General features: G+C 61.2%; 19 protein-coding genes. 4 read left to right on the plus strand and 15 right to left on the minus strand.

All coding sequences use genetic code 11. The features are described from left to right. Nucleotides 1-2: 2 nt before the first annotated feature. Nucleotides 3-830, minus strand: a complete 828-nt coding sequence (gene map, locus CHB75_RS09330; RefSeq protein WP_089270281.1) for a type I methionyl aminopeptidase — start codon at nt 828-830, stop codon at nt 3-5. Between the two features lie 141 nt (nt 831-971). Next, nucleotides 972-1691 carry a DNA/RNA nuclease SfsA gene (sfsA, locus tag CHB75_RS09335; RefSeq protein WP_089270282.1) on the minus strand — a complete coding sequence of 240 codons (720 nt, stop codon included), beginning with the start codon at nt 1689-1691 and terminating at the stop codon, nt 972-974. A 46-nt stretch (nt 1692-1737) separates the two neighbouring features. Between sfsA and CHB75_RS09340 the strand changes: the two genes are divergently transcribed. From CHB75_RS09340 to CHB75_RS09355, 4 genes are read left to right on the plus strand one after another with little or no spacing between them, the layout of a single operon-like run. Further along, nucleotides 1738-2460: a competence/damage-inducible protein A gene (locus tag CHB75_RS09340; protein ID WP_089270283.1), complete on the plus strand. Its 723-nt coding sequence runs from the start codon at nt 1738-1740 to the stop codon at nt 2458-2460. Further along, entirely contained in the window at nt 2457-3191 is a 735-nt protein-coding gene (locus CHB75_RS09345) for a GNAT family N-acetyltransferase (RefSeq protein WP_089270284.1), read from the plus strand. The genes CHB75_RS09340 and CHB75_RS09345 overlap by 4 nt, the downstream gene beginning before the upstream one ends. A gap of 32 nt (nt 3192-3223) precedes the next feature. Then, nucleotides 3224-3757, plus strand: a complete 534-nt coding sequence (locus tag CHB75_RS09350; protein WP_176439110.1) for a peroxidase-related enzyme — start codon at nt 3224-3226, stop codon at nt 3755-3757. After that, entirely contained in the window at nt 3729-4676 is a 948-nt protein-coding gene (locus tag CHB75_RS09355; protein ID WP_089270286.1) for an OmpA family protein, read from the plus strand. Before CHB75_RS09350 ends, CHB75_RS09355 begins: the two co-directional genes overlap by 29 nt. Before the next feature lie 14 nt (nt 4677-4690). Here CHB75_RS09355 and CHB75_RS09360 read toward each other — a convergent pair whose 3' ends face one another. The 13 genes from CHB75_RS09360 to CHB75_RS09420 form a co-directional block, all read right to left on the minus strand. Further along, nucleotides 4691-5044, minus strand: coding sequence for a YigZ family protein (locus CHB75_RS09360; protein ID WP_089270287.1), 354 nt, complete (start codon nt 5042-5044; stop codon nt 4691-4693). A gap of 149 nt (nt 5045-5193) precedes the next feature. Next, entirely contained in the window at nt 5194-6099 is a 906-nt protein-coding gene (locus CHB75_RS09365; protein ID WP_089270288.1) for a LysR family transcriptional regulator, read from the minus strand. Nucleotides 6100-6390: 291 nt separating this feature from the next. Then, nucleotides 6391-6951: a type 1 glutamine amidotransferase domain-containing protein gene (locus CHB75_RS09370; protein WP_089270289.1), complete on the minus strand. Its 561-nt coding sequence runs from the start codon at nt 6949-6951 to the stop codon at nt 6391-6393. A 122-nt stretch (nt 6952-7073) separates the two neighbouring features. Beyond that, complete coding sequence (locus CHB75_RS09375) at nt 7074-9101, minus strand: NADPH-dependent 2,4-dienoyl-CoA reductase (RefSeq protein WP_089270290.1); 2028 nt, start codon at nt 9099-9101, stop codon at nt 7074-7076. 314 nt (nt 9102-9415) lie between these two features. Then, complete coding sequence (locus CHB75_RS09380; RefSeq protein WP_089270291.1) at nt 9416-9760, minus strand: hypothetical protein; 345 nt, start codon at nt 9758-9760, stop codon at nt 9416-9418. A 448-nt stretch (nt 9761-10208) separates the two neighbouring features. Continuing rightward, nucleotides 10209-10715 carry a peptide-methionine (S)-S-oxide reductase MsrA gene (gene msrA, locus CHB75_RS09385; protein WP_089270292.1) on the minus strand — a complete coding sequence of 169 codons (507 nt, stop codon included), beginning with the start codon at nt 10713-10715 and terminating at the stop codon, nt 10209-10211. Beyond that, nucleotides 10712-11161, minus strand: a complete 450-nt coding sequence (gene msrB / locus CHB75_RS09390; protein WP_089270293.1) for a peptide-methionine (R)-S-oxide reductase MsrB — start codon at nt 11159-11161, stop codon at nt 10712-10714. The genes msrA and msrB overlap by 4 nt, the downstream gene beginning before the upstream one ends. A gap of 160 nt (nt 11162-11321) precedes the next feature. Next, the gene (locus CHB75_RS09395; RefSeq protein ID WP_089270294.1) at nt 11322-13307 is read right to left on the minus strand and encodes a hydantoinase/oxoprolinase N-terminal domain-containing protein; all 1986 of its coding nucleotides are present in this window, start codon (nt 13305-13307) and stop codon (nt 11322-11324) included. After that, nucleotides 13304-14332 carry a tRNA epoxyqueuosine(34) reductase QueG gene (gene queG / locus CHB75_RS09400; protein ID WP_089270295.1) on the minus strand — a complete coding sequence of 343 codons (1029 nt, stop codon included), beginning with the start codon at nt 14330-14332 and terminating at the stop codon, nt 13304-13306. Before queG ends, CHB75_RS09395 begins: the two co-directional genes overlap by 4 nt. 78 nt (nt 14333-14410) lie before the next feature. Then, complete coding sequence (fzlA, locus tag CHB75_RS09405) at nt 14411-15076, minus strand: FtsZ-binding protein FzlA (protein WP_089270296.1); 666 nt, start codon at nt 15074-15076, stop codon at nt 14411-14413. Between the two features lie 201 nt (nt 15077-15277). Further along, nucleotides 15278-16030: a monofunctional biosynthetic peptidoglycan transglycosylase gene (gene mtgA / locus CHB75_RS09410; protein WP_089270297.1), complete on the minus strand. Its 753-nt coding sequence runs from the start codon at nt 16028-16030 to the stop codon at nt 15278-15280. A gap of 144 nt (nt 16031-16174) precedes the next feature. After that, nucleotides 16175-20710: a glutamate synthase large subunit gene (gltB, locus tag CHB75_RS09415; protein WP_089270298.1), complete on the minus strand. Its 4536-nt coding sequence runs from the start codon at nt 20708-20710 to the stop codon at nt 16175-16177. Beyond that, nucleotides 20707-21132 carry a GFA family protein gene (locus tag CHB75_RS09420; protein ID WP_176439099.1) on the minus strand — a complete coding sequence of 142 codons (426 nt, stop codon included), beginning with the start codon at nt 21130-21132 and terminating at the stop codon, nt 20707-20709. Before CHB75_RS09420 ends, gltB begins: the two co-directional genes overlap by 4 nt. Nucleotides 21133-21295 lie beyond the last annotated feature (163 nt).

Consider the following 21295-nt stretch of genomic DNA (forward strand, 5'->3'; position numbering starts at 1 on the left):
GCCTAATAGGTCGGGTGGAAGAGACCGCCCGGCGACAATGTGAAAATCTCCACCCCGTCCGAGGTCACGCCGACAGAATGTTCGAACTGCGCAGACAGTGACTTGTCACGTGTCACCGCAGTCCAGTCGTCGGCCAGTACCTTGGTTTCAGGTCGACCCAAATTCACCATCGGTTCAATGGTGAAGAACATGCCCTCTTCCAGAACCGGTCCGGTTCCAGCCCGGCCATAGTGCAATACATTCGGCGGCGCATGAAACACACGTCCCAGCCCGTGGCCGCAGAAATCGCGCACAACGGACATGCGGTTCGCCTCGACAAAACTCTGGATAGCGTGGCCGATGTCACCAAAAGTGTTGCCCGGCTTTACCGCCTCGATGCCCTTCATCAAGCTGTCGTGGGTGATCTGAATCAGGCGCTCAGCCTTGCGGGCCAGCTTGCCGGCAACATACATCCGGCTCGTATCACCGAACCAGCCATCTACAATCACCGTGACATCGATGTTCAGAATGTCCCCATCCTTGAGCTTTTTGTCGCCCGGAATGCCGTGACAGACCACGTGGTTCACGCTGATGCAGCTGGCGTGCTGATAGCCCTTGTAGCCGATGGTCGCCGAAACAGCATTCGCCGCCTCGACCCGCGCCTGGATAAAAGCGTCGATATCGCCGGTGCTTACACCTACGTCTACCATCGGGGCCACGTCATCCAGAATGCGCGCAGCCAGTTCGCCAGCTTTGTGCATGCCGGCGAAGTCCGATGAATCGTAAATACGTATGCCGTCCCTTGTAAGACGTCCTCGCGTGTCTTCGTTCACGGTCTGCAGCTCCGTCATCAGTGTTTTCTGACACTTAATGCAGCCAGCCGCGAAGTTCCAGTGCCTCGCGGCATCGCAGCATTCCCTTTCAGCCGCTGCGGACCGAAGCACCCTCAATTCCTGGGAAACCCCAATCTTTCTAAAAAGGGCATTGGCATCCTATCGGCGGCCAGCAGGGGCCGTTTCATAGGGTAGTGTCCCCAGGACATCGATCCTTTCAGAGGAAATCGCGCATGAGAGGCAAAGCACCTCGACCCCCGCCTCTTTCGCCGTGGCGAAGGCGGCTGCATAGGCGGGGTCGATATCCGCAGCGACGCTGACCGTCGCGCAGTCCGTCCGTTGCACCAGATAGACAAGGACGGCGCGATGTCCCCGGTCCACCATCGCTGCCAGTTCACCAAGGTGCTTTGTGCCTCGGGCCGTCACACTGTCAGGGAATTCGGCCAGGCCCGGACGGCGCGACAGGGTCACTGACTTGACCTCGACATAGGCATCGCGCCGACCCGCGCCCTGCAACAGGAAATCTATCCGGCTACCTGTGCCATATTTCTGCTCAGGAAGGACGCGATCATAGCCCGTCAGCCCCGGAATCTCGCCGACGTTCAGCGACTCCCGCAGTACCCGGTTCGCCGCCCCGGTATCGACACCCACAAGAGCGTCGTCCACCTCGATCAGCCGCAGCCCGTATTTCAGCTTCTTTTTCGGGTCGTCGTTCGGCTCGAGCCAGACAGGCAGCCCCGGATCAGCCAGCCCCATCATCGAACCGGGGTTGGGACAATGAGCCGTGACCTCTTGCCCGTCCATCAAACGCACATCTGCCAGGAACCGCTTGTAGCGGCGGATCAGCACCGCGGGAATGAGGGGGGTTTGAAACCGCATGGCCCGGCCCTATACCTGAGCCATGGACAGAGGCAAGGAGTCCGCGATGCCAAACCCCACCGCCGCAATGCTGGTGATCGGAGACGAGATCCTGTCCGGGCGCACCCGCGAGGCGAACATGTATTACCTGTCGGGCGAGCTGACCAAGGTGGGCATCGACCTGGAAGAGGTACGCATCGTGTCGGACAAGAGCGCGGCAATCGTCAGCGCCGTGAATGCCCTGCGGGCCACATTCGACACGGTCATCACCTCGGGCGGGATTGGCCCGACACATGACGACATCACCGCCGATGCCATCGCGCAGGCTTTCGGTGTGCCCATCGACGTCCGCGACGACGCCCGCGCCCTGCTGCAGGCGCATTATGACCGGCAGGGGGCGGAATTGAATGCCGCCCGCCTGCGCATGGCGCGTATCCCCAAAGGCGCAACGCTGATCGACAATCCGGTGTCGATCGCGCCCGGTTTCACCATCGGAAATGTCCATGTGATGGCCGGGGTGCCGGCGGTGTTTCAGGCCATGGTCGCCAGCGTCCTTCCCACCCTGATCGGCGGCGCGCCATTGCTGTCCCAGACCCTGCGCATCCAGCGCGGCGAAGGTGATATTGCCGGCCCTCTGGCCGAGCTTGCTCAGGAATTCGACGACCTTCAGATGGGGTCCTATCCCTATCAAAAGGACGGTGCCTATGGTGCCAACATCGTCATTCGCGGCACGGATGCCGCTCGCGTCAACGCAGCCATGACGAAATTGTCCGGGCTGTTCCCCGCATGATTCCCGACCTGGACTTCCTCTATGCGGTGACCGAGGCGACCTGGCCCCCCGCAAGCCGCACCGGATACGGCCCCGTCACCCTGCGTGACGGCGCGGGCGGCGGCAAACGTGTTTCTGCCGCGACCGCTGACGGAAATTGGATCGAGGGCGATCTTGCCAGTGCAGAGGCCGCGATGGAGGCCCGGGGCCAGACCCCGCTGTTCATGATCCGCGCAGGCGAGGGCGCGCTCGACACCGCGCTCGCCGCACGGGGTTATGAAATCATCGATCCAGTCAACGTCTGGCTCTGCCCTCTTGAACAACTGACAGACAAACCCATCCCGCGCGTGACGGCCTTTGCCATCTGGGAACCGCTGGCGATCATGCGCGAAATCTGGGCGAAGGGTGGTATAGGTCCCGAACGGATCGCGGTGATGGAACGGGCGCAGACCCCGAAGACCGGCCTGTTCGGGCGCGAAAACGACAAACCGGCCGGCACGGGCTATTGCGCTTTGCACAAGGGCATCGCCATGGTCCATGCGCTGGAAATCCTGCCCGCGCACCGCGGCAAGGGCCTTGGCAAATGGATGATGCGCTGCGCCGCCTTCTGGGCTCAGGCCAACGGCGGCACGCATATGGCTGTCCTGTGTACAAAGACGAACGCCGGGGCCAACGGGCTCTACGCTTCCCTCGGGATGGCGGTTGTGGGACAGTATCATTACCGCATCAAGCCCGAGGATCCCGCGACGTGACACCTAAACAGCCTACTGCGCTCGACCTGCCGATGATCGACCCACTGCCCAAAGAGACGCAGAAGTACTTTGACATCTGCACGGAAAAGCTGGGAATGATCCCCAACGTTCTGCAGGCCTATGCGTCGGACATCGACAAGCTCAATGCCTTTATCGCGATGTACAACGACCTGATGCTGGCCGATTCGGTCCTTAGCAAGCTTGAGCGCGAGATGATTGCCGTCGTTGTGTCGTCGGTGAACAAGTGCTTTTACTGCCTGACCGCGCATGGTGCCGCCGTCCGCCAACTGTCAGGCAATCCAAAGCTGGGCGAGATGCTGGTGATGAACTGGCGGGCCGCGCGACTGGAACCCAGCCAGGTTGCCATGCTGACCTTTGCCGAAAAAATGACCCGCGCCAGTGCTGAGATCACCGATGCCGACCGTCAGGCCCTGCGCGACGCAGGTTTCAATGATCGTGGCATCTGGGACATCGCGAATGTGGCTGGCTTCTTCAACATGACCAACCGTGTGGCCTCTGCCACGGACATGCGGCCGAATGACGAATATCACGCACAAGCACGCTAAGGCCTTGCGGCTGGCCACTCTGGTTCTGCTGGTTCTCTCGGCACCACCGGCGGCGGCGCTTGATCTGTCGCTGCCACTTGGCGCGCGGCTGACCACAGAAACCGCCACCGTTGCCGGCAGCTACCGCCTGCCCACCGGGCCGTGGGGCGAGGAGGGTTTGCCCACGGTGCGCATCGAAGGTGCCGTCACCCGGCAGGCTTGGCGCCTTGACGGCCAAAGCGCCACAACGCAGCAGATCATGGCCCGCCTGCGCGACCAGATCACAGAGGCCGGATATGACATCGTGCTCGACTGTAACGCACGGATCTGCGGCGGCTTCGATTTCCGTTTCAATACAGAGGTGTTGCGCGGCCCCGATATGTATGTCGACCTGACCGACTTCCGGTTCCTGTCGGCCCGCACGCCCGATGGCGACGGGATCAGTCTGCTGGTCAGCCGCAGTGCTGCCGCCGGTTTCATCCAGATCGTCCGCGCAAGCCCAGTTGCTTCGCCGCCGCTGGCAGTGACGCCCTCGGCGTCGCCCGTCCTGAACGCGGATTCTGGGCCGCTGTCAGACCGTCTGGAAATCTCAGGCCATGTGGTCCTGCGTGATCTGCAATTTCCCAGCGGCGTGTCAGACCTTGGCGACGGGCCCATCGCCTCGCTCGACACTTTGGCCGCATATCTTGAGAAGAATCCTGATGCCCGTATCACTTTCGTTGGCCACACGGATGCCACCGGTTCACTGAGCGCCAATATTGCCCTGTCACGCCGCCGCGCCATGGCCGCCGTGACCTATCTTCGCAACCGGTACGACATCGCGGCCGACCGCCTTGAGGCAGAGGGTGTCGGCTATCTGTCACCCTTGAGCACGAACCTTACCGAAGAGGGACGCCTGCAAAATCGGCGGATCGAGGCCGTGCTGATGCCCGGTGCCTGAAGGGGCTTGACCTGTCAGCCGCGAAGGTCGGCAAGATAGAGCCGAACCGCCTCTTGGACATGGCGGAACATGTCGCCGCCCAGATGCTTGCCGCCATACCATCGGGTCACGATCACCACATGATCCAGAAGCTCTTCGCGTTCGAGCATCCGCAGGATGACCAGACCCGCACCGCTTTCGCCGTCGTCATTCTTGATCTGCATCCCACCGGCGATCAGACTCCAGGAATGATGTGTCGCCTTGGCGAATTTCTTGCGCTTGGTCAGTTCCCGGACAAGGGCCTTCGCCTCCTCCTCGGATCCGCAAGGGACACCCGAAACGGCGTATTTCGACCCCCGGTCGCTGATGATATTTTCGATCACGCGCATGGCCCGGGTCTACGCCCGCAGACCGCCCGAGGCAATCCGACAGGAGCTTTGGCACTTGCGCTCGGATCGAAGACAGCCGCGCCAAGACGAGTCGGCCTGTCAGAACCTCTCTCTCGTAGCCAGACGGCAAGCCCGCCTGATCCAATACCTCACCAATCAACGCTGCCTTTTTCCGAAAAGGTCTCGACCAGAAAATCAACAAAGGCGCGCACTTTAGGCTGGGTGATCTTTCCCGGTGGGTAGACCGCATAGATACCCAACGCCTCGACGGGCAAATCGGGCATTGCATCCTCGACCAGCCCGCGGGCCATCGCATGGGCATAAAGAAAGGACGGAAGGTAGGCGATACCAAGCCCGGCAACGCAAGCGTTCAGCACAGATTGCCCGTCATTTACAGAGAGCGAGCCCACAGTGCGGATCTGACGCATTTCGCCCGATGGCGCGATCACGTTCCAGACATTCCCGCTCGCCTGACTGCGATAGTGCAGCAGTTTGTGTTCGCTCAGATCGTCGATTTTCTGCGGGTGCCCGTATTTTGCGAAATACCCAGGCGAGGCGATCATCCGCATCGTCGTCTCGCTCAGCTTACGGGCGCACAGTGCGTCCTCCTCCGGCGCTCCGATGCGCACAGCCACGTCAAAGCCCCCGGACACCAACATCGCATGCCGGTTGTTCAGGTCCATATCGACAGTGATGTCCGGGAATTTGGCGAGGAAGTCAGGCAGCGCCCGGCTCAGATGATTCACGCCGAAATCCGTGGCCACCGAGATCCGCAACAAACCCGAAGGCACTGCATGCATGCAAGCCACTAGCGCGTCCGCCTCCCCTGCATCATTCAAAACCCGGAGCGCACGGTCGTAGTAGGCAAGGCCGATCTCGGTCGGGCTGACACGGCGCGTGGTGCGGTTCAGCAGCCGCGCACCCAAGCGCGACTCCAGCGAGGAGATGTATTTGGACACTGCCGATTTCGAAATACCCATCTTCTTGGCGGCGTCAGTAAAGCCCCCCTGGTCGACGACCTTGGCAAATGCCTCCATTTCCGTCAGACGATCCATGTGGTCTCCTTGCGTACGGGTTTCTGCAGGCTCTATTGTCCGCAATTCAGGCACAAGAACGGCGCAAGCGCGACAGCAGGGCGAAACCTTCAGCAATTCAGCGGCGCTCAGACCGATATCAGGCTTGTTCCGTGCGCCGACGGACCATATTTACAAACGCTTCTGACAGATTTGGCTCATGTTTACCTTAAACTCGAAAAGACGATGATCACCGTCCGGAGTGACATAGCAAAAGGCCGCCCCCAGATAGGAAGCGGCCCCGATTGTGGTCAAAAACAGCGGCTGGAAAAGTTAAGCGACCTTACGGTCATCTGTGCCTTCTTCCAGCTCTTCGATGATTTTAGAGACGAACGCCTTCAGGTCATTCGGGTTGCGGCTTGTGACAAGCCCATGGTCCGCGACAACCTCTTGGTCATGCCAGTTTGCACCGGCGTTGATCACATCTGTCCTGATCGAGTGATAGGATGTCATGTCACGTCCAAGCACGATATCAGCCTCAACCAAAATCCAGGGCGCGTGGCACACGGCTGCGATCACCTTGCGCTGATTGTAAAAGTTGCGCACCAATGCGATCACATCGTCTTCCACTCGCAACAGGTCAGGATTGATCTGGCCACCGGGCAGGACAAGCGCATCAAATTGCGCGATGTCCACATCTCTAACCGGCAGATCGACCTCTGCCTCTCCGTCCCAGTCGGAACCGCTCCAAGCGCGGATCATTTTCCCGTCAAGGGATGCGACCTTCACAGTAGCCCCGGCGTTGCGAAGATCGTCGCGCGGGACCTCAAGTTCGGATTTCTCGAATCCATGGGTGGCAACGATCAGAATGTTTGCGTCTGAAATGCGTGGCATGACTTGCTCCGTTCAGTTGCGGCGCGGACTTTATGCCCGCAACCTTCACCGAACAAACCGCCCTTCCTCCGCCAACGTTCCGCCTTCCGTTACGAAAGGCGACTTTTGTGCTCATCCCCGAATCAGAGACCGGCAGCCAGCCGAGTCCCTTGATCAATCGCCCGTTTCGCATCCAGTTCGCCCGCCACATGCGCACCGCCGATAACATGACACGCCACTCCGATAGCCTGCAACTCATCGGCCAGACTCCGCTCTGACAATTGTCCAGCGCACAGCACAACCGTGTCACAGGCGATCACCTCTGGCCGCTCGCGCGCTTCGCCATAAGAAATGTGCAACCCGTCGGCATCGATAGCTTCGTAATTCACCCCGGCGACCATCCTGACATGCTTCATCTGCAGGGTTGCCCGGTGAATCCAGCCCGTGCTTTTGCCCAGGCGTTTGCCGGGCTTTTCTGCCTTGCGCTGCAACAGGGTGACCACGCGCGCAGGTGGCTGGGGCTGTGGTCCCTCGGGCGCGAGTCCGGAACGGACAGTTTCCGGGTCCGCCACGCCCCATTCACGCATCCAACAATCCAAATCCTCGGTCGGACTTGCGCCGTCCTCCACCAGATATTCCGCCACATCAAAGCCGATGCCACCCGCCCCAACGATGGCGACCCTTTTGCCAACGGGGGCCTTTGCGCGCAGCACTTCGATATAGCTGAGCACGTTAGGCCCATCCTGCCCGGGGATACCGGGATCGCGCGGCACGACGCCGGTTGCGATGATCACCTCATCAAACCCGACCAGATCCTGCGCCGTGACGTTTGTGTTCAGTCGCAGGTCGATCCCGCGTTCGGCCACCATGGTTTCGTACCATTGGACAAGGCCACGGAACTCTTCCTTGCCCGGAACTTGCTTGGCCATGTTCAGTTGCCCCCCGATGCGGTCGGAACGGTCGAACAGCGACACAGTGTGTCCTCTTTCCGCCGACGTCAGCGCGGCAGACAGCCCGGCAGGACCAGCGCCCACAACCGCAACGGATTTCACCGAATCGACCGGCGTGACGACCAGTTCAGTCTCATAACAGGCGCGCGGATTGACCAGACAGGTGGACACCTTGCCGCTAAAGGTGTGATCCAGACAGGCCTGATTGCAAGCGATGCAGGGTGCAATCTGTGCGCTCCGTCCGCTGGCCGCCTTGCTCACGAACTCCGGGTCGGCAAGGAAGGGCCGTGCCATGCTCACCATGTCGGCACAGCCATCTGCCAGAACCTGTTCGCCCACGTCGGGCGTGTTGATCCGGTTTGACGTGATGATCGGGATGCCGACCTTGCCCATCAGCTTTTGCGTGACCCAGGTAAAGGCCGCCCTTGGTACGCTTGTCGCGATGGTCGGCACGCGTGCTTCGTGCCAGCCGATCCCCGTGTTCAGCATCGTGGCCCCTGCCGCCTCGACCGCTTGCGCCAGTTGCACCACTTCCTCGTGGGTCGATCCATTGGGAATAAGGTCGATCATGCTGAGCCGATAGATCAGGATGAAATCCGCTCCCACCGCTGCGCGCACGCGGCGCACAACCTCGACCGGCAGCCGCATCCGGTTCTCATAGGACCCACCCCAGCGGTCTTCGCGCTTGTTGGTATGGGTCACCAGAAACTGGTTGAGGAAATACCCCTCCGAGCCCATGATCTCGACCCCGTCATACCCCGCCTCACGGGCACGCACCGCCGATGTCACGATGTCGGATATCTGCTTTTCGATCCCAGCCTCGTCCAGCGCCTGGGGTGGAAAGGGCGAAATCGGCGATTTCACTGCCGATGCGCTGACGCATTCCGGCCCATAGGCATAGCGACCGGCATGCAGAATCTGCATCGCGATCTTGCCGCCACCCTCATGCACCCGGTCCGTCACCATCCGGTGATGCGCGATGTCTTCTTGTGTGAACAACCCTGCGGCCCCGGGAAAGACGCCGCCTTCACGATTGGGAGCCATACCCCCGGTCACCATCAGAGCCACATCCGCCCGCGCCCGCGTGGCATAGAATTCCGCCACCCGGTTCCAGTCCTTTGCCTCTTCCAGATTGGTGTGCATGGATCCCATCACCACGCGGTTCTTAAGCGTGGTGAATCCCAGATCCAGCGGTGCCAGAAGATGTGGATACTGTGTCATGCAAAAGCCCTCCCCTTTGAGCCTGCACCACACAGCATCGCGCAGCGCCTGTCACCGCCAAACGTGACGTCATAGCCCCGGTACCGTCGCCGAAGACCGTGCCGCCCCGCCGCAATCGATTTGGAAAGGCAAGAGTTCGGATCCCTCGCCGACTTCTTCTCTTTCCGAATACGCCCGCCAGAGGCAGCCATGCGCGCACTTGCACAGGACCATGCAGAGCCGGTTTACGGTTGTGGCACAAGAAAACCCGCCGCGGGGTGCGCGGCGGGTCATGTCGATCAAAAGGAACTCGCCTCAGGCGAGCCCTTTCCGGGTCAGTTGCTGGCGTATTGCAGGCCGGTATTTTCGGCCGAGACGTGCAGCGAGTCGCCGGTGCGCTCAAAGCTGTAGAGTACGTCCTGAACGCCCGGCATGCCGAAAGCGACCGAATCGCCGTCCTGCATCAGCATCTGGATGCGGGCGGGCGCATAGGCACCAGCGCGCGCGGTGTAGGTGCCGATGACCTCATAGCCTTCTTCGGCTTCAACGAAATAGACGTTCATGTCCAGCCCGCCTTCGTGCAGCGTCTCGGACGCCATTGGCGAGGTCAGGGTCATTTCGTCGGCCAGAACCGGAGTTGCCGTCAGGGCGAGTGTCACTAGGGTAAATGCAAATTTCATTGGGTATCTCACTTTCCGATTGCCGCTCAAAATCTTTGACGGGCGATGCCCATCGTTTCTGCATTGCAGCATATATGATTTCTGCACCGCAGCACCACGCCCGCCTCGACATAGCCGCCATGAACTGGGCGCGGGTAGTCCTGCCCACCCGGTTCGGTATTCGATTGCACACGAAAGATTTGGTTAATCAATACCTTACGTCTTCAAACCCGTCCGCGATCAAGGCGAAGACAGGCCTCTGCCCCCATCAGATGCGGCACGTAGAACGTAAATTTCCGCACATTATTGACGTCGACAGAGCGACCTGAGTGCAACGCGACACCACCCACGATAAGGAGTCGAATACCAAAGCCGACGCAATACCATCAGCCCTGCCTTATCGCCCGCAGGTGTCACCCAAAGCCCCCCAAAAACGCCCCGCCGATTGGGCGGGGCATTTGGAATCACATCACTCTGCTGCGTCACGCTTGGGCAGAACCCAGTCGGGGCGCGGAAAATGGCAGGTATAGCCGTTGGGGAACTTGTCCAGATAGTCCTGATGCTCCTCTTCGGCGACCCAGAAGTCGCCGACGGCCGCGACCTCGGTCACAACCTTGCCGGGCCAGAGACCCGAGGCATCGATATCCGCGATCGTGTCCAGCGCCACGGCCTTCTGGTCCTCATCGACGTAGTAGATCGCCGAACGGTAGCTGAGCCCAAGATCGTTCCCCTGCCGGTTCAGCGTGGTCGGGTCGTGAATCTGGAAGAAAACCTCAAGAATGCGGCGATAGGACGTCTGTTCGGGATCAAAGGTGATCTCGATCCCTTCGGCATGGGTGCCATGGTTGCGATAGGTCGCATTTGGCACATCGCCACCTGTGTAACCAACGCGGGTTCCCAGAACCCCGGGCAGACGCCGGATCAGATCCTGCATCCCCCAGAAACATCCGCCCGCCAGTACTGCGCGCTCGCTCATGCCACATCCTCCACCTGGTCGACGTATGCGCCGTAACCTTCGGCCTCCATGTCGTCACGATGGATGAAACGCAGCGACGCGCCGTTGATGCAATACCGCAGACCACCCCGGTCCTTGGGGCCGTCAGGGAAAACATGCCCCAGATGGCTGTCACCGTGGGTCGAACGAACCTCGGTCCGGATCATGCCATGGGTCATGTCGCGCAGTTCATTGACGTGGGCGGGTTCGATCGGCTTGGTAAAGCTCGGCCAGCCACAGCCGGATTCGAACTTGTCCGCACTGGCGAACAGCGGCTCGCCGCTGACGATATCGACGTAGATGCCGGGATCCTTGTTGTCGAGATAGGCGCCAGTGCCGGGGCGCTCGGTGCCGCTTTGCTGGGTCACGCGGTACTGCTCGGGTGTCAGCGTCGCGATGACGTCCGGGTCTTTGGTATATCGGGTCATGAGAGTCCCCTTGTTTATCTGATGCTCACTAGATGGGGTTTGCAGTTCAAAAGCAAAGCTCTGTTACACCAGCCTCAGAACCATGTGATCGTTTTTCTCGCACCGCTTCGGTTAGGCCTCGAAGCGAAGGGCACACAAGGTCTTATTCAGTTGCCTTGGCCTACCCCGCAATGCGCGGGCGACCGGACGCCTCTGCGGTCACCACCGCCTCGATGAACACTTCGCGTGCCTCTGCCTCGACGACTTTGACATCGCGCCGCAATGTGACCGAGATATCGACCGCGCCCGCCGCCTCAGCTGCGGCGCGCGCCTCTGAACCCAGCACCGACTCCAGCCTTAGCATGGCGTCTTCTGCGGCGCTGAAATCCTGCGGTCCGTCGGTCAGATGCACCCGGTACCGCCCCTCGGCAGGCGCGGTCACGACGCCAGTCCGCCGCATCGCCACCTGCCCGACAACGGCACCGATGGCATTCGCCACATCGCCATGTTCGGGCAGTTCGACCACGCCATTCAGCATTTTTCCTACTGCCGGATAATAACACCGCGCCGAGGCGCCAAGCCCTACCACTGGCAGCGCCACCCGCGCATCAAAGGCAAGAATTCCGCTTTGTCGCCGCAACCCCGCGTCCAGTAGCGGATGCCGTGCCAGTTCTGCGGCAGGCAGATCCCAGCCCTCTTCGGTAAAGGCGGTCTCAAGCAGGGCTCGACCGGTGGCCTGCGTCATCTCATCCACGATCCGTTCGGCCAGCGCCGCTGCACTGCCTGCCAACCGCTCGCCCGATCCGATTCGACGCCGCGCCATCAGCTCCAGCGCCAACCGTGCGGCGTCGGTATCCCAATCCGACAGCCGTCCCAGAACATGCACCGCATCGGTCGGCGTGACCCCGGCAACCTGAACCAGACCGCGCCCGACCAACCGTTGCAACGCCTGCCCCTCCAGCCGGGTCTTCAGCAATGCTCCCAGCGGCATCAAACCCTCGATCCGGGCAAGAACACCCGCCTCGCGGGCACTCAGACCACCGGTGTCCTGCCCTTCGACCAGCCGCACGAACCGTCCGTCATGATCCCCGGGCACCGGATTGCGAAGTTGCCTCTCCAACTCCTGACACACAGATGCGCCATGTTCGAAACCGACCAAAGACACCGGCAAAACCCGGCGCGGGCCCAGTGACACGCCACCGGTCAGCCCCTCGCCGACATGTACCTCGGAATCGCCACCCAGCCCGTAGGTGCGCATCGCAACAGCCTCGACCATGGTCCTGAACCGGCCCACCTGTGCGCCTGCAGGGTCAATCATCGGCACCCCGTCGCGCAACAGCGCGATATCCGTCGTCGTTCCACCAATATCCGACACCAGCGCATCCCGTGCCCCGGTTAGCCAGCGAGCACCCACAAGGCTCGCCGCAGGGCCGCTGAGAATCGTCTCAATCGGCCTCTGCTGTGCCTGAGCCGCTGAAATCAACGCCCCGTCGCCGCGGACAACCATCATCGGCGCGCGGATTCCCAATGCGCGCAACGTCTCTTCGGCCCGCGCTATCAGCCGATGGGTCAACCCGATCAGCCGGGCGTTCAGCACCGCCGTCACTGCGCGCTTCGGGCCACCCAGCCGCGCAGACAATTCGTGCGAACAGGTGACGGGCCGCCCCGTCACACGGCGCAGAAGGTCGCGCGCCGCCAGTTCATGCTCGGGGTTACGCGTGGCGAACTGCGCCGCAACGGCAAAGGCCGACACCTCCTGATCACGCGCCCAACTCTCCAGTGCGGCCACATCCAAGGCTGCCAAAGCACCTCCGGCGTGGCTGTGCCCGCCTGCCAGCACCACGACAGGATCGCCCCCCAGCGCTTCGGACAGGCCCTGAGTCTCGAGGTCCCGCTCGGAAAAGCCGACGTAGACCAGCCCGACGCGGCCTCCCTGCCCCTCGACCAGCGCATTGGTGGCAAGCGTTGTGGACAGCGACGCCATGGCAATATCCGCAGCGGCGACGCCAGCCTCCGCCAACACCGCTGTCACCGCGGCCCCGATTCCGACGGCCAGATCGGCGCGGGTCGTCAGCGCCTTGGCCTTGGCAATCACCACGGTTTCGTCCCGGATCAGAACTGCATCCGTAAAGGTCCCGCCAGTATCGACCCCCAAAACAACACTCATGCCAAACGCTCCACCGCCCAGCGTGCCGCATCGGCGACCACCGGATCTTCATCCTCACACAAACTCTGCGCAACCGGCCGCAAACGGGACGTGGCGGAATTTCCGATCGCATACAGCACATTGCGCACGAACCGACCGTGCCCAATCCGCTTGACCGGAGATCCCGAAAAATGCGCCCGGAAACCGGCGTCATCGAGTCTTGCCAGAACCTCCAGCGGCGGTGCGATCAGGTCCTGACGGGCATGGTACTTCACTTCCTGCGCCGCGACCGCGAACTTGTTCCAGGGACAGACCGCGAGACAATCGTCACAGCCATAGATGCGGTTACCCAAAAGCGGCCGCAACTCCGGGTCCACAGGCCCGTGATGTTCGATGGTCAGGTAGGAAATGCACCGCCGCGCATCCAGTTGATAGGGCGCTGGAAAGGCGTTGGTCGGACAAACATCAAGACAGGCCCGGCAGGATCCGCAGTGATCTACCTCAGCCTTATCGGTCGGCAGCTCCAGCGTCGTGAAGACAGACCCCAGAAAAAACCACGACCCCAGATCGCGCGATACCAGATTGGTGTGTTTGCCTTGCCACCCCAGCCCCGCCGCCTGCCCAAGCGGTTTTTCCGGCACCGGCGCCGTGTCGACAAAGACCTTCACCTCACCGCCAGCTTCCGCGATCAGCCACCGCGCCAGCCGCTTCAGCCGCTTCTTCACCACGTCATGATAGTCGCGGTTCTGCGCATAGACCGACACGGCGCCACACTCTGGCAGCCCCAGTACCTCAAGCGGATCGTGCTGCGGTGTATAGCTTTCCCCCAGCATGATCACCGACCGCGCCTCGGGCCACAGCACCTGCGGCGCACCGCGCCAATGGCTCCGATCAGCCAGCCACGACATCTGACCCTGATACCCGTGCTCCAGAAACGCCGCCAGCCGCCCGGGTACCTCTGGGACGTCCCAGGGACGGCAGATCCGGCACAGATCGAATCCGGCGGTCAGAGCTTCGGAGACCAGTCGGTCCTTCAAGACATCCATGCTTCATCCGCCCGAATTAGTTTTCGGGGGGAGGCCCGCAGGAGCAGGGAGCAGACAGCCGCCCCGCGACGCCGAGGTTCAGAAATCCAGATCAGCATAATGCGGCGGCGGTGGAAACCCGGGAACCTGATCGACAAGGATAGAACGGAACGCCGGGCGCGACTTGATCTTGGCATACCAGTCCTTAACCGTGGCCGACCGGTTCCAGTCCACGTCAGAGATATAGTCCAGCGACGACAGATGCGCAGCCGCAGCAAAATCCGCCAGTGTCATGGAATCGCCCGCCAGCCAGCGCCGGTGATCCAGCAGCCAGGCCATATAATCCAGATGATACTTGATCGCCTTGGCCCCGGCCTTGACGTTCTGGCTGTCGGGATAGCCCTTGCCCATGACCTTTTTGTTTACCCGCTCGTACAGCAGCTTCGAGGTCACCTCGTTATGGAACTTGTCGTCGAACCAGCCCACCAATCGGCGTACTTCGTAACGGTTCTCGGCACTGCGCGGCATCAGCGGGGGTTCCGGATGAATCTCTTCCAGATATTCGCAGATGGCCGAGGATTCAGCCATGATCTTGTTGTCAATTTTCAGGACAGGCACCTTGGCCGCAGGGTTGCGGCGCAGGAAATCGGCATCTTTTTCCCAGTAGCGCTCCTCGACCAGCTCGCATTCGATCTTCTTCTCCGCAAGGCTCAGCCGCACTTTGCGGCAGAACGGGGAAAGTGGCACGTGATAGAGTTTGGCCATGATGGGATGCGTATCCGGGATTTGTGGAGATCCCCTCTACTTGCCGCGAATGCGGCCCCAGTTCAACCGCTGATCGCCGCATCCAGAGCCTCGCGACCTGCGGGACCGGCAGTATCTTGCGTATCCGGAAAGATAAGAAGCAGGGGGAGGGTTAAAATCCTGATGGATCCAGAACACCCGAAAAGGCCGGATCGAGCGGCCTCAGCCGTTCTCAAAACACTTAGCGCGCCCGTCGCGGGCAATGGTCGCCGCGCCATCCTGAATACTGGCCGCACGCCGACGCACATAGCTTGACGGTTTGGAGGCCGAGCGATCCCTGGGATCAGGCAAGATCGCTGCCAGTCGCGCCGCCTGGGTGGCGCTCAGCGCCTCGGGGCCGATGCCGAAGTAATGCCGCGCCGCCGCGTCGATGCCAAAGACACCCTCGTCGAACTCTGCAACGTTGAGATAGACCTCAAGGATCCGCCTCTTGCTCCACAGCGCCTCCATCAGCGGCGTAATAAGCGCCTCAAGCGCCTTGCGGGTGTAGTTGCGCCCGTGCCAGAGAAAGGTGTTCTTGACCACCTGCTGACTGATGGTCGAGGCGCCGCGTTTGCCGCCCTCTTCGATGGCGTCGCGGATAGCCACCATGTCGAATCCCCAGTGATTGCAGAAATTCGCATCCTCGGCCGCCACGACCGAACGCAGCATGACCGGCGCTATATTGTCGGCGCTGACCCAGGTGTGTTCAACGCTTGTCCCAAGGCGGCGCCCCTCGCTGATCATGTAAATCGTCGTCGGCGGGTTCACGACCTTGTAGAGCAGCACCATCAACACGATCACCAAAGCCGCCACAACGATCAGACGCCGGAGCCAGCGCAGCAGCCAGCGAGCGGGCCGGACGCGCCACAAGGCAGCGGTCTTGCCTGACTTTTGGGACGCCTTCGCGGGCGCGGATCTGCGTGTGCTCACCATCTGGACATCCTTACGCAGGGCGTCGCCCTCGTGAAACCCTTTGGCGATGGACGCCGATGATTCGTGTCTCTGCCGCCGCGCATACGGAAAAGGGGCCACGCCGTGGCGCAGCCCCTGTGGTTGTCATGGTCGGACCCAAAGGGATCAAGCCGTTACGGCAGAATCACCTGCGGTCAGGGGATGCGCAATCTTGTTCAGCATCTCCTTCGGACAGATCTGCAGGAATTTCGGCAGCTCCTCAGACCAGTGCTGGAGGATATCCAGCGCCTTGCGGCTGCCCGTCTCCTTGGCGTGACGCTCGATAAGCGCGCGCAACTCGTCCTGCCAAGGCTGCACCGTCACCGGGCAGGTCACGATGCTTTCCATGTTCATCAGCACTGTTGCAATCCCCTCGGGATCATAGAGATAGGCCATCCCCCCGGTCATGCCGGCACCAAAGTTCGCCCCGACCGATCCCAGGATCACCGCGATACCGCCGGTCATATACTCACAACCGTTGGAACCGCAGCCTTCGACAACAACCGAAGCACCGGAGTTGCGCACGGCAAAGCGTTCGCCTGCACGGCCGGCGGCAAAGAGATACCCTTCGGTGGCACCATAAAGCACCGTGTTGCCGATGATCGTATTTTCCGACGCTACCAGCGGGGAATGCATTGGCGGCCGCACCACGATGATGCCCCCCGACAGACCCTTGCCGACATAGTCGTTGGCATCACCCGACACTTCCAGCTTTAGCCCCGGTGCTGCAAATGCGCCGAGCGACTGCCCGGCAGAGCCAGTCAATTTCACCGTCAGGTGATCCGGCTGGAGGCTGTTACGCATGCCGAACTTGCGCACGATGTGCGACGACGTGCGCGTACCCACGGTGCGGTGCGTGTTCTGCACGGCATAGGACAGCTGCATCTTTTCGCCATCCTCCAGGAATCGTGCAGCATCGCGCACGATTTCGGCGTCCAGCGTATCCGGCACTGCGTTGCGCGGACGGTCACGGTTATAGACGATGTCGTCAGACCCATCGACGCGGATCAGCAGCGGGTTGAGGTCGAGGTCATCAAGGTGATCCGACCCACGGCTGACCTGCCGCAGAAGATCCGCCCGCCCGATCACGTCCTCGAGGCTGCGTGCACCGATCGACGCCAGAATTTCGCGCACTTCGGTGGCGTAGAAGGTGATGAGGTTCACCACCTTGTCCGCCGTGCCGGTGAACTTTTTACGCAGTTCTTCGTCTTGGGTGCACACACCCACCGGGCAGGTGTTGGACTGACACTGACGCACCATGATACAGCCCATCGCGATCAGCGCCGCGGTGCCGATGCCGTATTCCTCGGCCCCCAGCATTGCCGCCATCACGATATCGCGCCCTGTGCGCAGCCCGCCGTCGGTGCGCAGTGTCACCCGTTCGCGCAGGTTGTTCATCGACAGAACCTGATGCGCCTCGGTCAGGCCCATTTCCCACGGCAACCCGGCATATTTGATCGAGGTCGCAGGCGACGCCCCCGTCCCGCCATTGTGCCCCGAAATCAGGATGACATCGGCCTTGGCCTTGGCGACACCGGCGGCAATCGTGCCGACGCCGCTTGAAGCCACCAGTTTGACCGTCACCTTGCAGCGTGGGTTGATCTGCTTGAGGTCATAGATCAGCTGGGCAAGATCCTCGATCGAATAGATGTCGTGGTGCGGCGGTGGACTGATCAGCGTCACGCCTTCGGTCGAATGACGCAGACGCGCAATCAGCTTGGTCACTTTCATGCCGGGCAACTGGCCGCCCTCGCCGGGCTTGGCACCCTGCGCGACCTTGATTTCAAGCTCTTCACACTGGTTCAGGTATTCAGCGGTCACGCCGAAACGGCCGGACGCCACCTGCTTGATCTTGGCCGATGGATTGTCGCCGTTGGATTCCGGCACGAAGTGTGCCGGGTCTTCACCGCCCTCACCCGAGTCGGACTTCGCCCCGATGCGGTTCATCGCAACGTTCAGTGTCTTGTGCGCCTCTGGTCCCAAGGCGCCCAGCGACATGCCCGGCGTCACGAAACGCTTGCGGATGCTTGTAATCGATTCCACCTGCTCCAGCGGGATCGCCGGGCCGATAGGCTTCATCGCCAGCAGATCGCGAAGATGGATGGGCGGATTGGCCTGCATTGCCTTCGAATAGGTCTTCCAGAGTTCATAGCTGGCCTTGTCGCAGGCTGCCTGTAGCAGATGCATGTTCTGGGCACCCCAGGCATGCGTCTCGCCGGACTTGCGCGATTTGTAGAACCCGCCAATGGGCAATACGTCCTGCCCGCCAAGAAAGCCCAAGCGGTGGATTTCCTCAGCCTTGGTCTGGATGCCGCTCACGCCGATACCGCTGATGCGGCTGATCATGCCGGGGAAGAATTCGGCACACATGGCGCGGGACAGGCCGACCGCCTCGAAGTTGAGGCCGCCGCGATAGGATGAGATCACCGAAATACCCATCTTCGACATGATCTTGAGCAGGCCCTGATCAATCGCCTCGCGGTATTTGCGCACCGCCTGCGTCAGCGTCATGTCCAGCAGTCCGCGTTCGATTCGGTCGGCCAGGCTGTCTGCCGCAAGATAGGGGTTCACGACAGTCGCGCCGGCGCCGATCAGCACCGCAAAATAGTGCGGATCGATACATTCGGCCGAGCGGACGTTGATCGAGCAGAAGGTCCGCAGCCCCTTGCGCGTCAGATGGCTGTGAACCGCCGAAGTGGCCAGGATCATCGGCATCGCGACCTTGTCTTCGCTTGCCAGATGGTCGGTCAGGGTCAGATGCCCGGCACCCGAACGCACGGCATCCTCGGCTTCGGCGCGGATCCGGTCCAGACTGCGGCGCAGGCCTTCCTTGCTGCCGCCTACGGGGAAGGTGCAGTCGATTTCGACACTGTCGGCGTTGAAATGCCGCTTGAGGTCGTCGAACTGCGCATTGCCCACAAACGGGCTGTCGAGCACCAGGATCTCGGTCTGGGCGCTGGATTCATCCAGCACGTTCTTGAGGTTGCCGAACCGTGTTTTCAGCGACATGACCCGGAATTCCCGTAGGCTGTCGATGGGCGGGTTGGTCACCTGACTGAAATTCTGGCGGAAATAGTGGCTTAGCGGGCGGTACTTCTTGGACAACACCGCGCTGGGGGTGTCATCGCCCATACTAACGATGGTTTCCTTGCCATCCTCAGCCATCGGGGCAAGGATCTGCTCCAACTCCTCGATGGTAAACCCGGCTGCAATCTGACGGCGACGCAGTTCAGCGCCCGAGAACATGGCCTTTTCACTGACCTTTTCCAGCTCTTCGTCCAGCTCGTTGATCTTGCCGACCCACTCGCCGAACGGCTGGCTTGCCGCCAGTTTGTCCTTGATATCCACGTCGTGGAACAGCTTGCCTTCTTTCATGTCGACGGCAATCAGCTGTCCCGGGCCAAGCGCGCCTTTTTCGCGGACGGATCCTTCGTCCACCGGTACCATCCCGGCCTCAGATCCGGCGATCAGCAGGCCATCACCCGTCACGACATAGCGCATCGGGCGCAGACCATTGCGGTCAAGCCCGCCACAGACCCAGCGGCCATCGGTCATCGCCAGGGCGGCGGGGCCGTCCCAGGGTTCCATGACGGAGTTGCAGTAGGAATACATGTCGCGCCAGGCTTCGGGCAGTTCGAGCGCCTGCTTGGACCAGGATTCCGGTACCAGCATGGTCTTGGCCATCGGCGCATTGCGCCCTGCCCGGACCAGCACTTCGAACACTGCGTCCAGTGCCGCACTGTCGCTGGCCCCGTTGGCGATGATCGGCTTGATGTCGTCTGCCATCTCTCCGAACGTGGCGGATGCCATACGGATCTCGTGCGACTTCATCCAGTTGACGTTGCCCTTGAGCGTGTTGATTTCGCCGTTATGGGCCAGCATTCGGAACGGCTGCGCCAGCCACCACTGCGGGAAGGTGTTTGTGGAATAACGCTGGTGGTAGATCGCAAATGCGCTCTCGAACCGCTCGTCCATCAGGTCGGGATAGAATTCGGCCACATCCTGCGCCAGCATCATCCCCTTGTAGATGATCGACCGGCAGGACAGAGACGCGATGTAAAGTTGACCGACTCCCTGCGCAGCAGCCGCCTTTTCGATGCGGCGGCGGATGACATAAAGCTCCCGCTCAAAGGTCTCTTCATCCACGCCTTTGGCGTTGGAAATCAGGATCTGCTCGATCTCGGGGCGGGTCGCATTGGCCTTGTCGCCAAGGCATTCGACATTCACCGGCACGTGCCGCCAGCCATAGATGTAATGGCCCATCCGCAACACTTCGGATTCGACGATCGTACGGCAGGTTTCCTGCGCGCCGAAGTCGGTACGCGGCAGAAACACCTGACCCACGGCCATCAATTCGTTCTTGCGCGGTGTGTGCCCGGTGCGGTCAATCTGGTCGTAAAAGAACGAGACAGGGATCTGTACATGGATGCCCGCACCATCACCGGTCTTGCCGTCCGCATCGACGGCGCCGCGGTGCCAGATCGCCTTAAGCGCGGAAATTCCGGCCTCGACAACCCGGCGACTTGGTTTGCCGTCGATCGACACCACAAGACCGACCCCGCAGGACGAATGTTCTTCGTCAGCCGCATAAAGGCCATTTTCGGTCATCCACTTGCGCTTGGCTTCTTCGGCCCGCACCCAATCTGCATCATACTTGGTCATGTCTGCGCTCCTTCAAGAAATGCCGCGAAACCAGCTTCGATCTCGGCCTTGGTTTTTCTCTCGTGATCCCCGGCAAAGGCATAGCCGTCCGGTTTCACGTCAATATAGATTTCCGTCCCGAGGGTCAGGCCCCCCGCATCCTCGACCAGACCGGCCGAGATGCTGTAATAATCGTGCTCCGGCAGCGTCAGGTGATACCACAACGTCGTACCGCAAGTATCGCACCAGGCGCGCTCGGCCCAGTCGGACGAGGCATAGGTCCTGACCGGCCCTTCATATTGGACCGACCCCGGCTTTGCGTCGATCTCAAGCAGGGCCGATCCGGTCCAGCGGCGGCACATGCCGCAATGGCAGGCCGACAGTTTGTTTTCCGCCGCCTGAAATTCCACCGTCACTGCGCCGCACAGACATTGTCCCAGCATGCTTACCCCTCCGTTATTCCCAGACGCGCAAGTGTCTCAGCCTCGCTCAACCGTTCACGGTCACTCGCCAGCGCATAGGAGCCCGGCTTGCAGCCTATGAAAATCTCACGTGCGATCACCAGTCCCCTGGATCAGCTCAGAAATCCTGATCCGGAGGGGGCAA

This window comes from Puniceibacterium sediminis, assembly GCF_900188035.1.
Taxonomy (GTDB): Bacteria; Pseudomonadota; Alphaproteobacteria; order Rhodobacterales; family Rhodobacteraceae; genus Puniceibacterium; species Puniceibacterium sediminis.

Bases quoted from the DNA above. Each gene is read 5' to 3' on its own strand.
- map (WP_089270281.1), bottom strand. From the start codon at position 830: ATGACGGAGCTGCAGACCGTGAACGAAGACACGCGAGGACGTCTTACA.
- sfsA (WP_089270282.1), bottom strand. From the start codon at position 1,691: ATGCGGTTTCAAACCCCCCTCATTCCCGCGGTGCTGATCCGCCGCTAC.
- CHB75_RS09340 (WP_089270283.1), top strand. From the start codon at position 1,738: ATGCCAAACCCCACCGCCGCAATGCTGGTGATCGGAGACGAGATCCTG.
- CHB75_RS09345 (WP_089270284.1), top strand. From the start codon at position 2,457: ATGATTCCCGACCTGGACTTCCTCTATGCGGTGACCGAGGCGACCTGG.
- CHB75_RS09350 (WP_176439110.1), top strand. From the start codon at position 3,224: ATGATCGACCCACTGCCCAAAGAGACGCAGAAGTACTTTGACATCTGC.
- CHB75_RS09355 (WP_089270286.1), top strand. From the start codon at position 3,729: ATGACGAATATCACGCACAAGCACGCTAAGGCCTTGCGGCTGGCCACT.
- CHB75_RS09360 (WP_089270287.1), bottom strand. From the start codon at position 5,044: ATGCGCGTGATCGAAAATATCATCAGCGACCGGGGGTCGAAATACGCC.
- CHB75_RS09365 (WP_089270288.1), bottom strand. From the start codon at position 6,099: ATGGATCGTCTGACGGAAATGGAGGCATTTGCCAAGGTCGTCGACCAG.
- CHB75_RS09370 (WP_089270289.1), bottom strand. From the start codon at position 6,951: ATGCCACGCATTTCAGACGCAAACATTCTGATCGTTGCCACCCATGGA.
- CHB75_RS09375 (WP_089270290.1), bottom strand. From the start codon at position 9,101: ATGACACAGTATCCACATCTTCTGGCACCGCTGGATCTGGGATTCACC.
- CHB75_RS09380 (WP_089270291.1), bottom strand. From the start codon at position 9,760: ATGAAATTTGCATTTACCCTAGTGACACTCGCCCTGACGGCAACTCCG.
- msrA (WP_089270292.1), bottom strand. From the start codon at position 10,715: ATGAGCGAGCGCGCAGTACTGGCGGGCGGATGTTTCTGGGGGATGCAG.
- msrB (WP_089270293.1), bottom strand. From the start codon at position 11,161: ATGACCCGATATACCAAAGACCCGGACGTCATCGCGACGCTGACACCC.
- CHB75_RS09395 (WP_089270294.1), bottom strand. From the start codon at position 13,307: ATGAGTGTTGTTTTGGGGGTCGATACTGGCGGGACCTTTACGGATGCA.
- queG (WP_089270295.1), bottom strand. From the start codon at position 14,332: ATGGATGTCTTGAAGGACCGACTGGTCTCCGAAGCTCTGACCGCCGGA.
- fzlA (WP_089270296.1), bottom strand. From the start codon at position 15,076: ATGGCCAAACTCTATCACGTGCCACTTTCCCCGTTCTGCCGCAAAGTG.
- mtgA (WP_089270297.1), bottom strand. From the start codon at position 16,030: ATGGTGAGCACACGCAGATCCGCGCCCGCGAAGGCGTCCCAAAAGTCA.
- gltB (WP_089270298.1), bottom strand. From the start codon at position 20,710: ATGACCAAGTATGATGCAGATTGGGTGCGGGCCGAAGAAGCCAAGCGC.
- CHB75_RS09420 (WP_176439099.1), bottom strand. From the start codon at position 21,132: ATGCTGGGACAATGTCTGTGCGGCGCAGTGACGGTGGAATTTCAGGCG.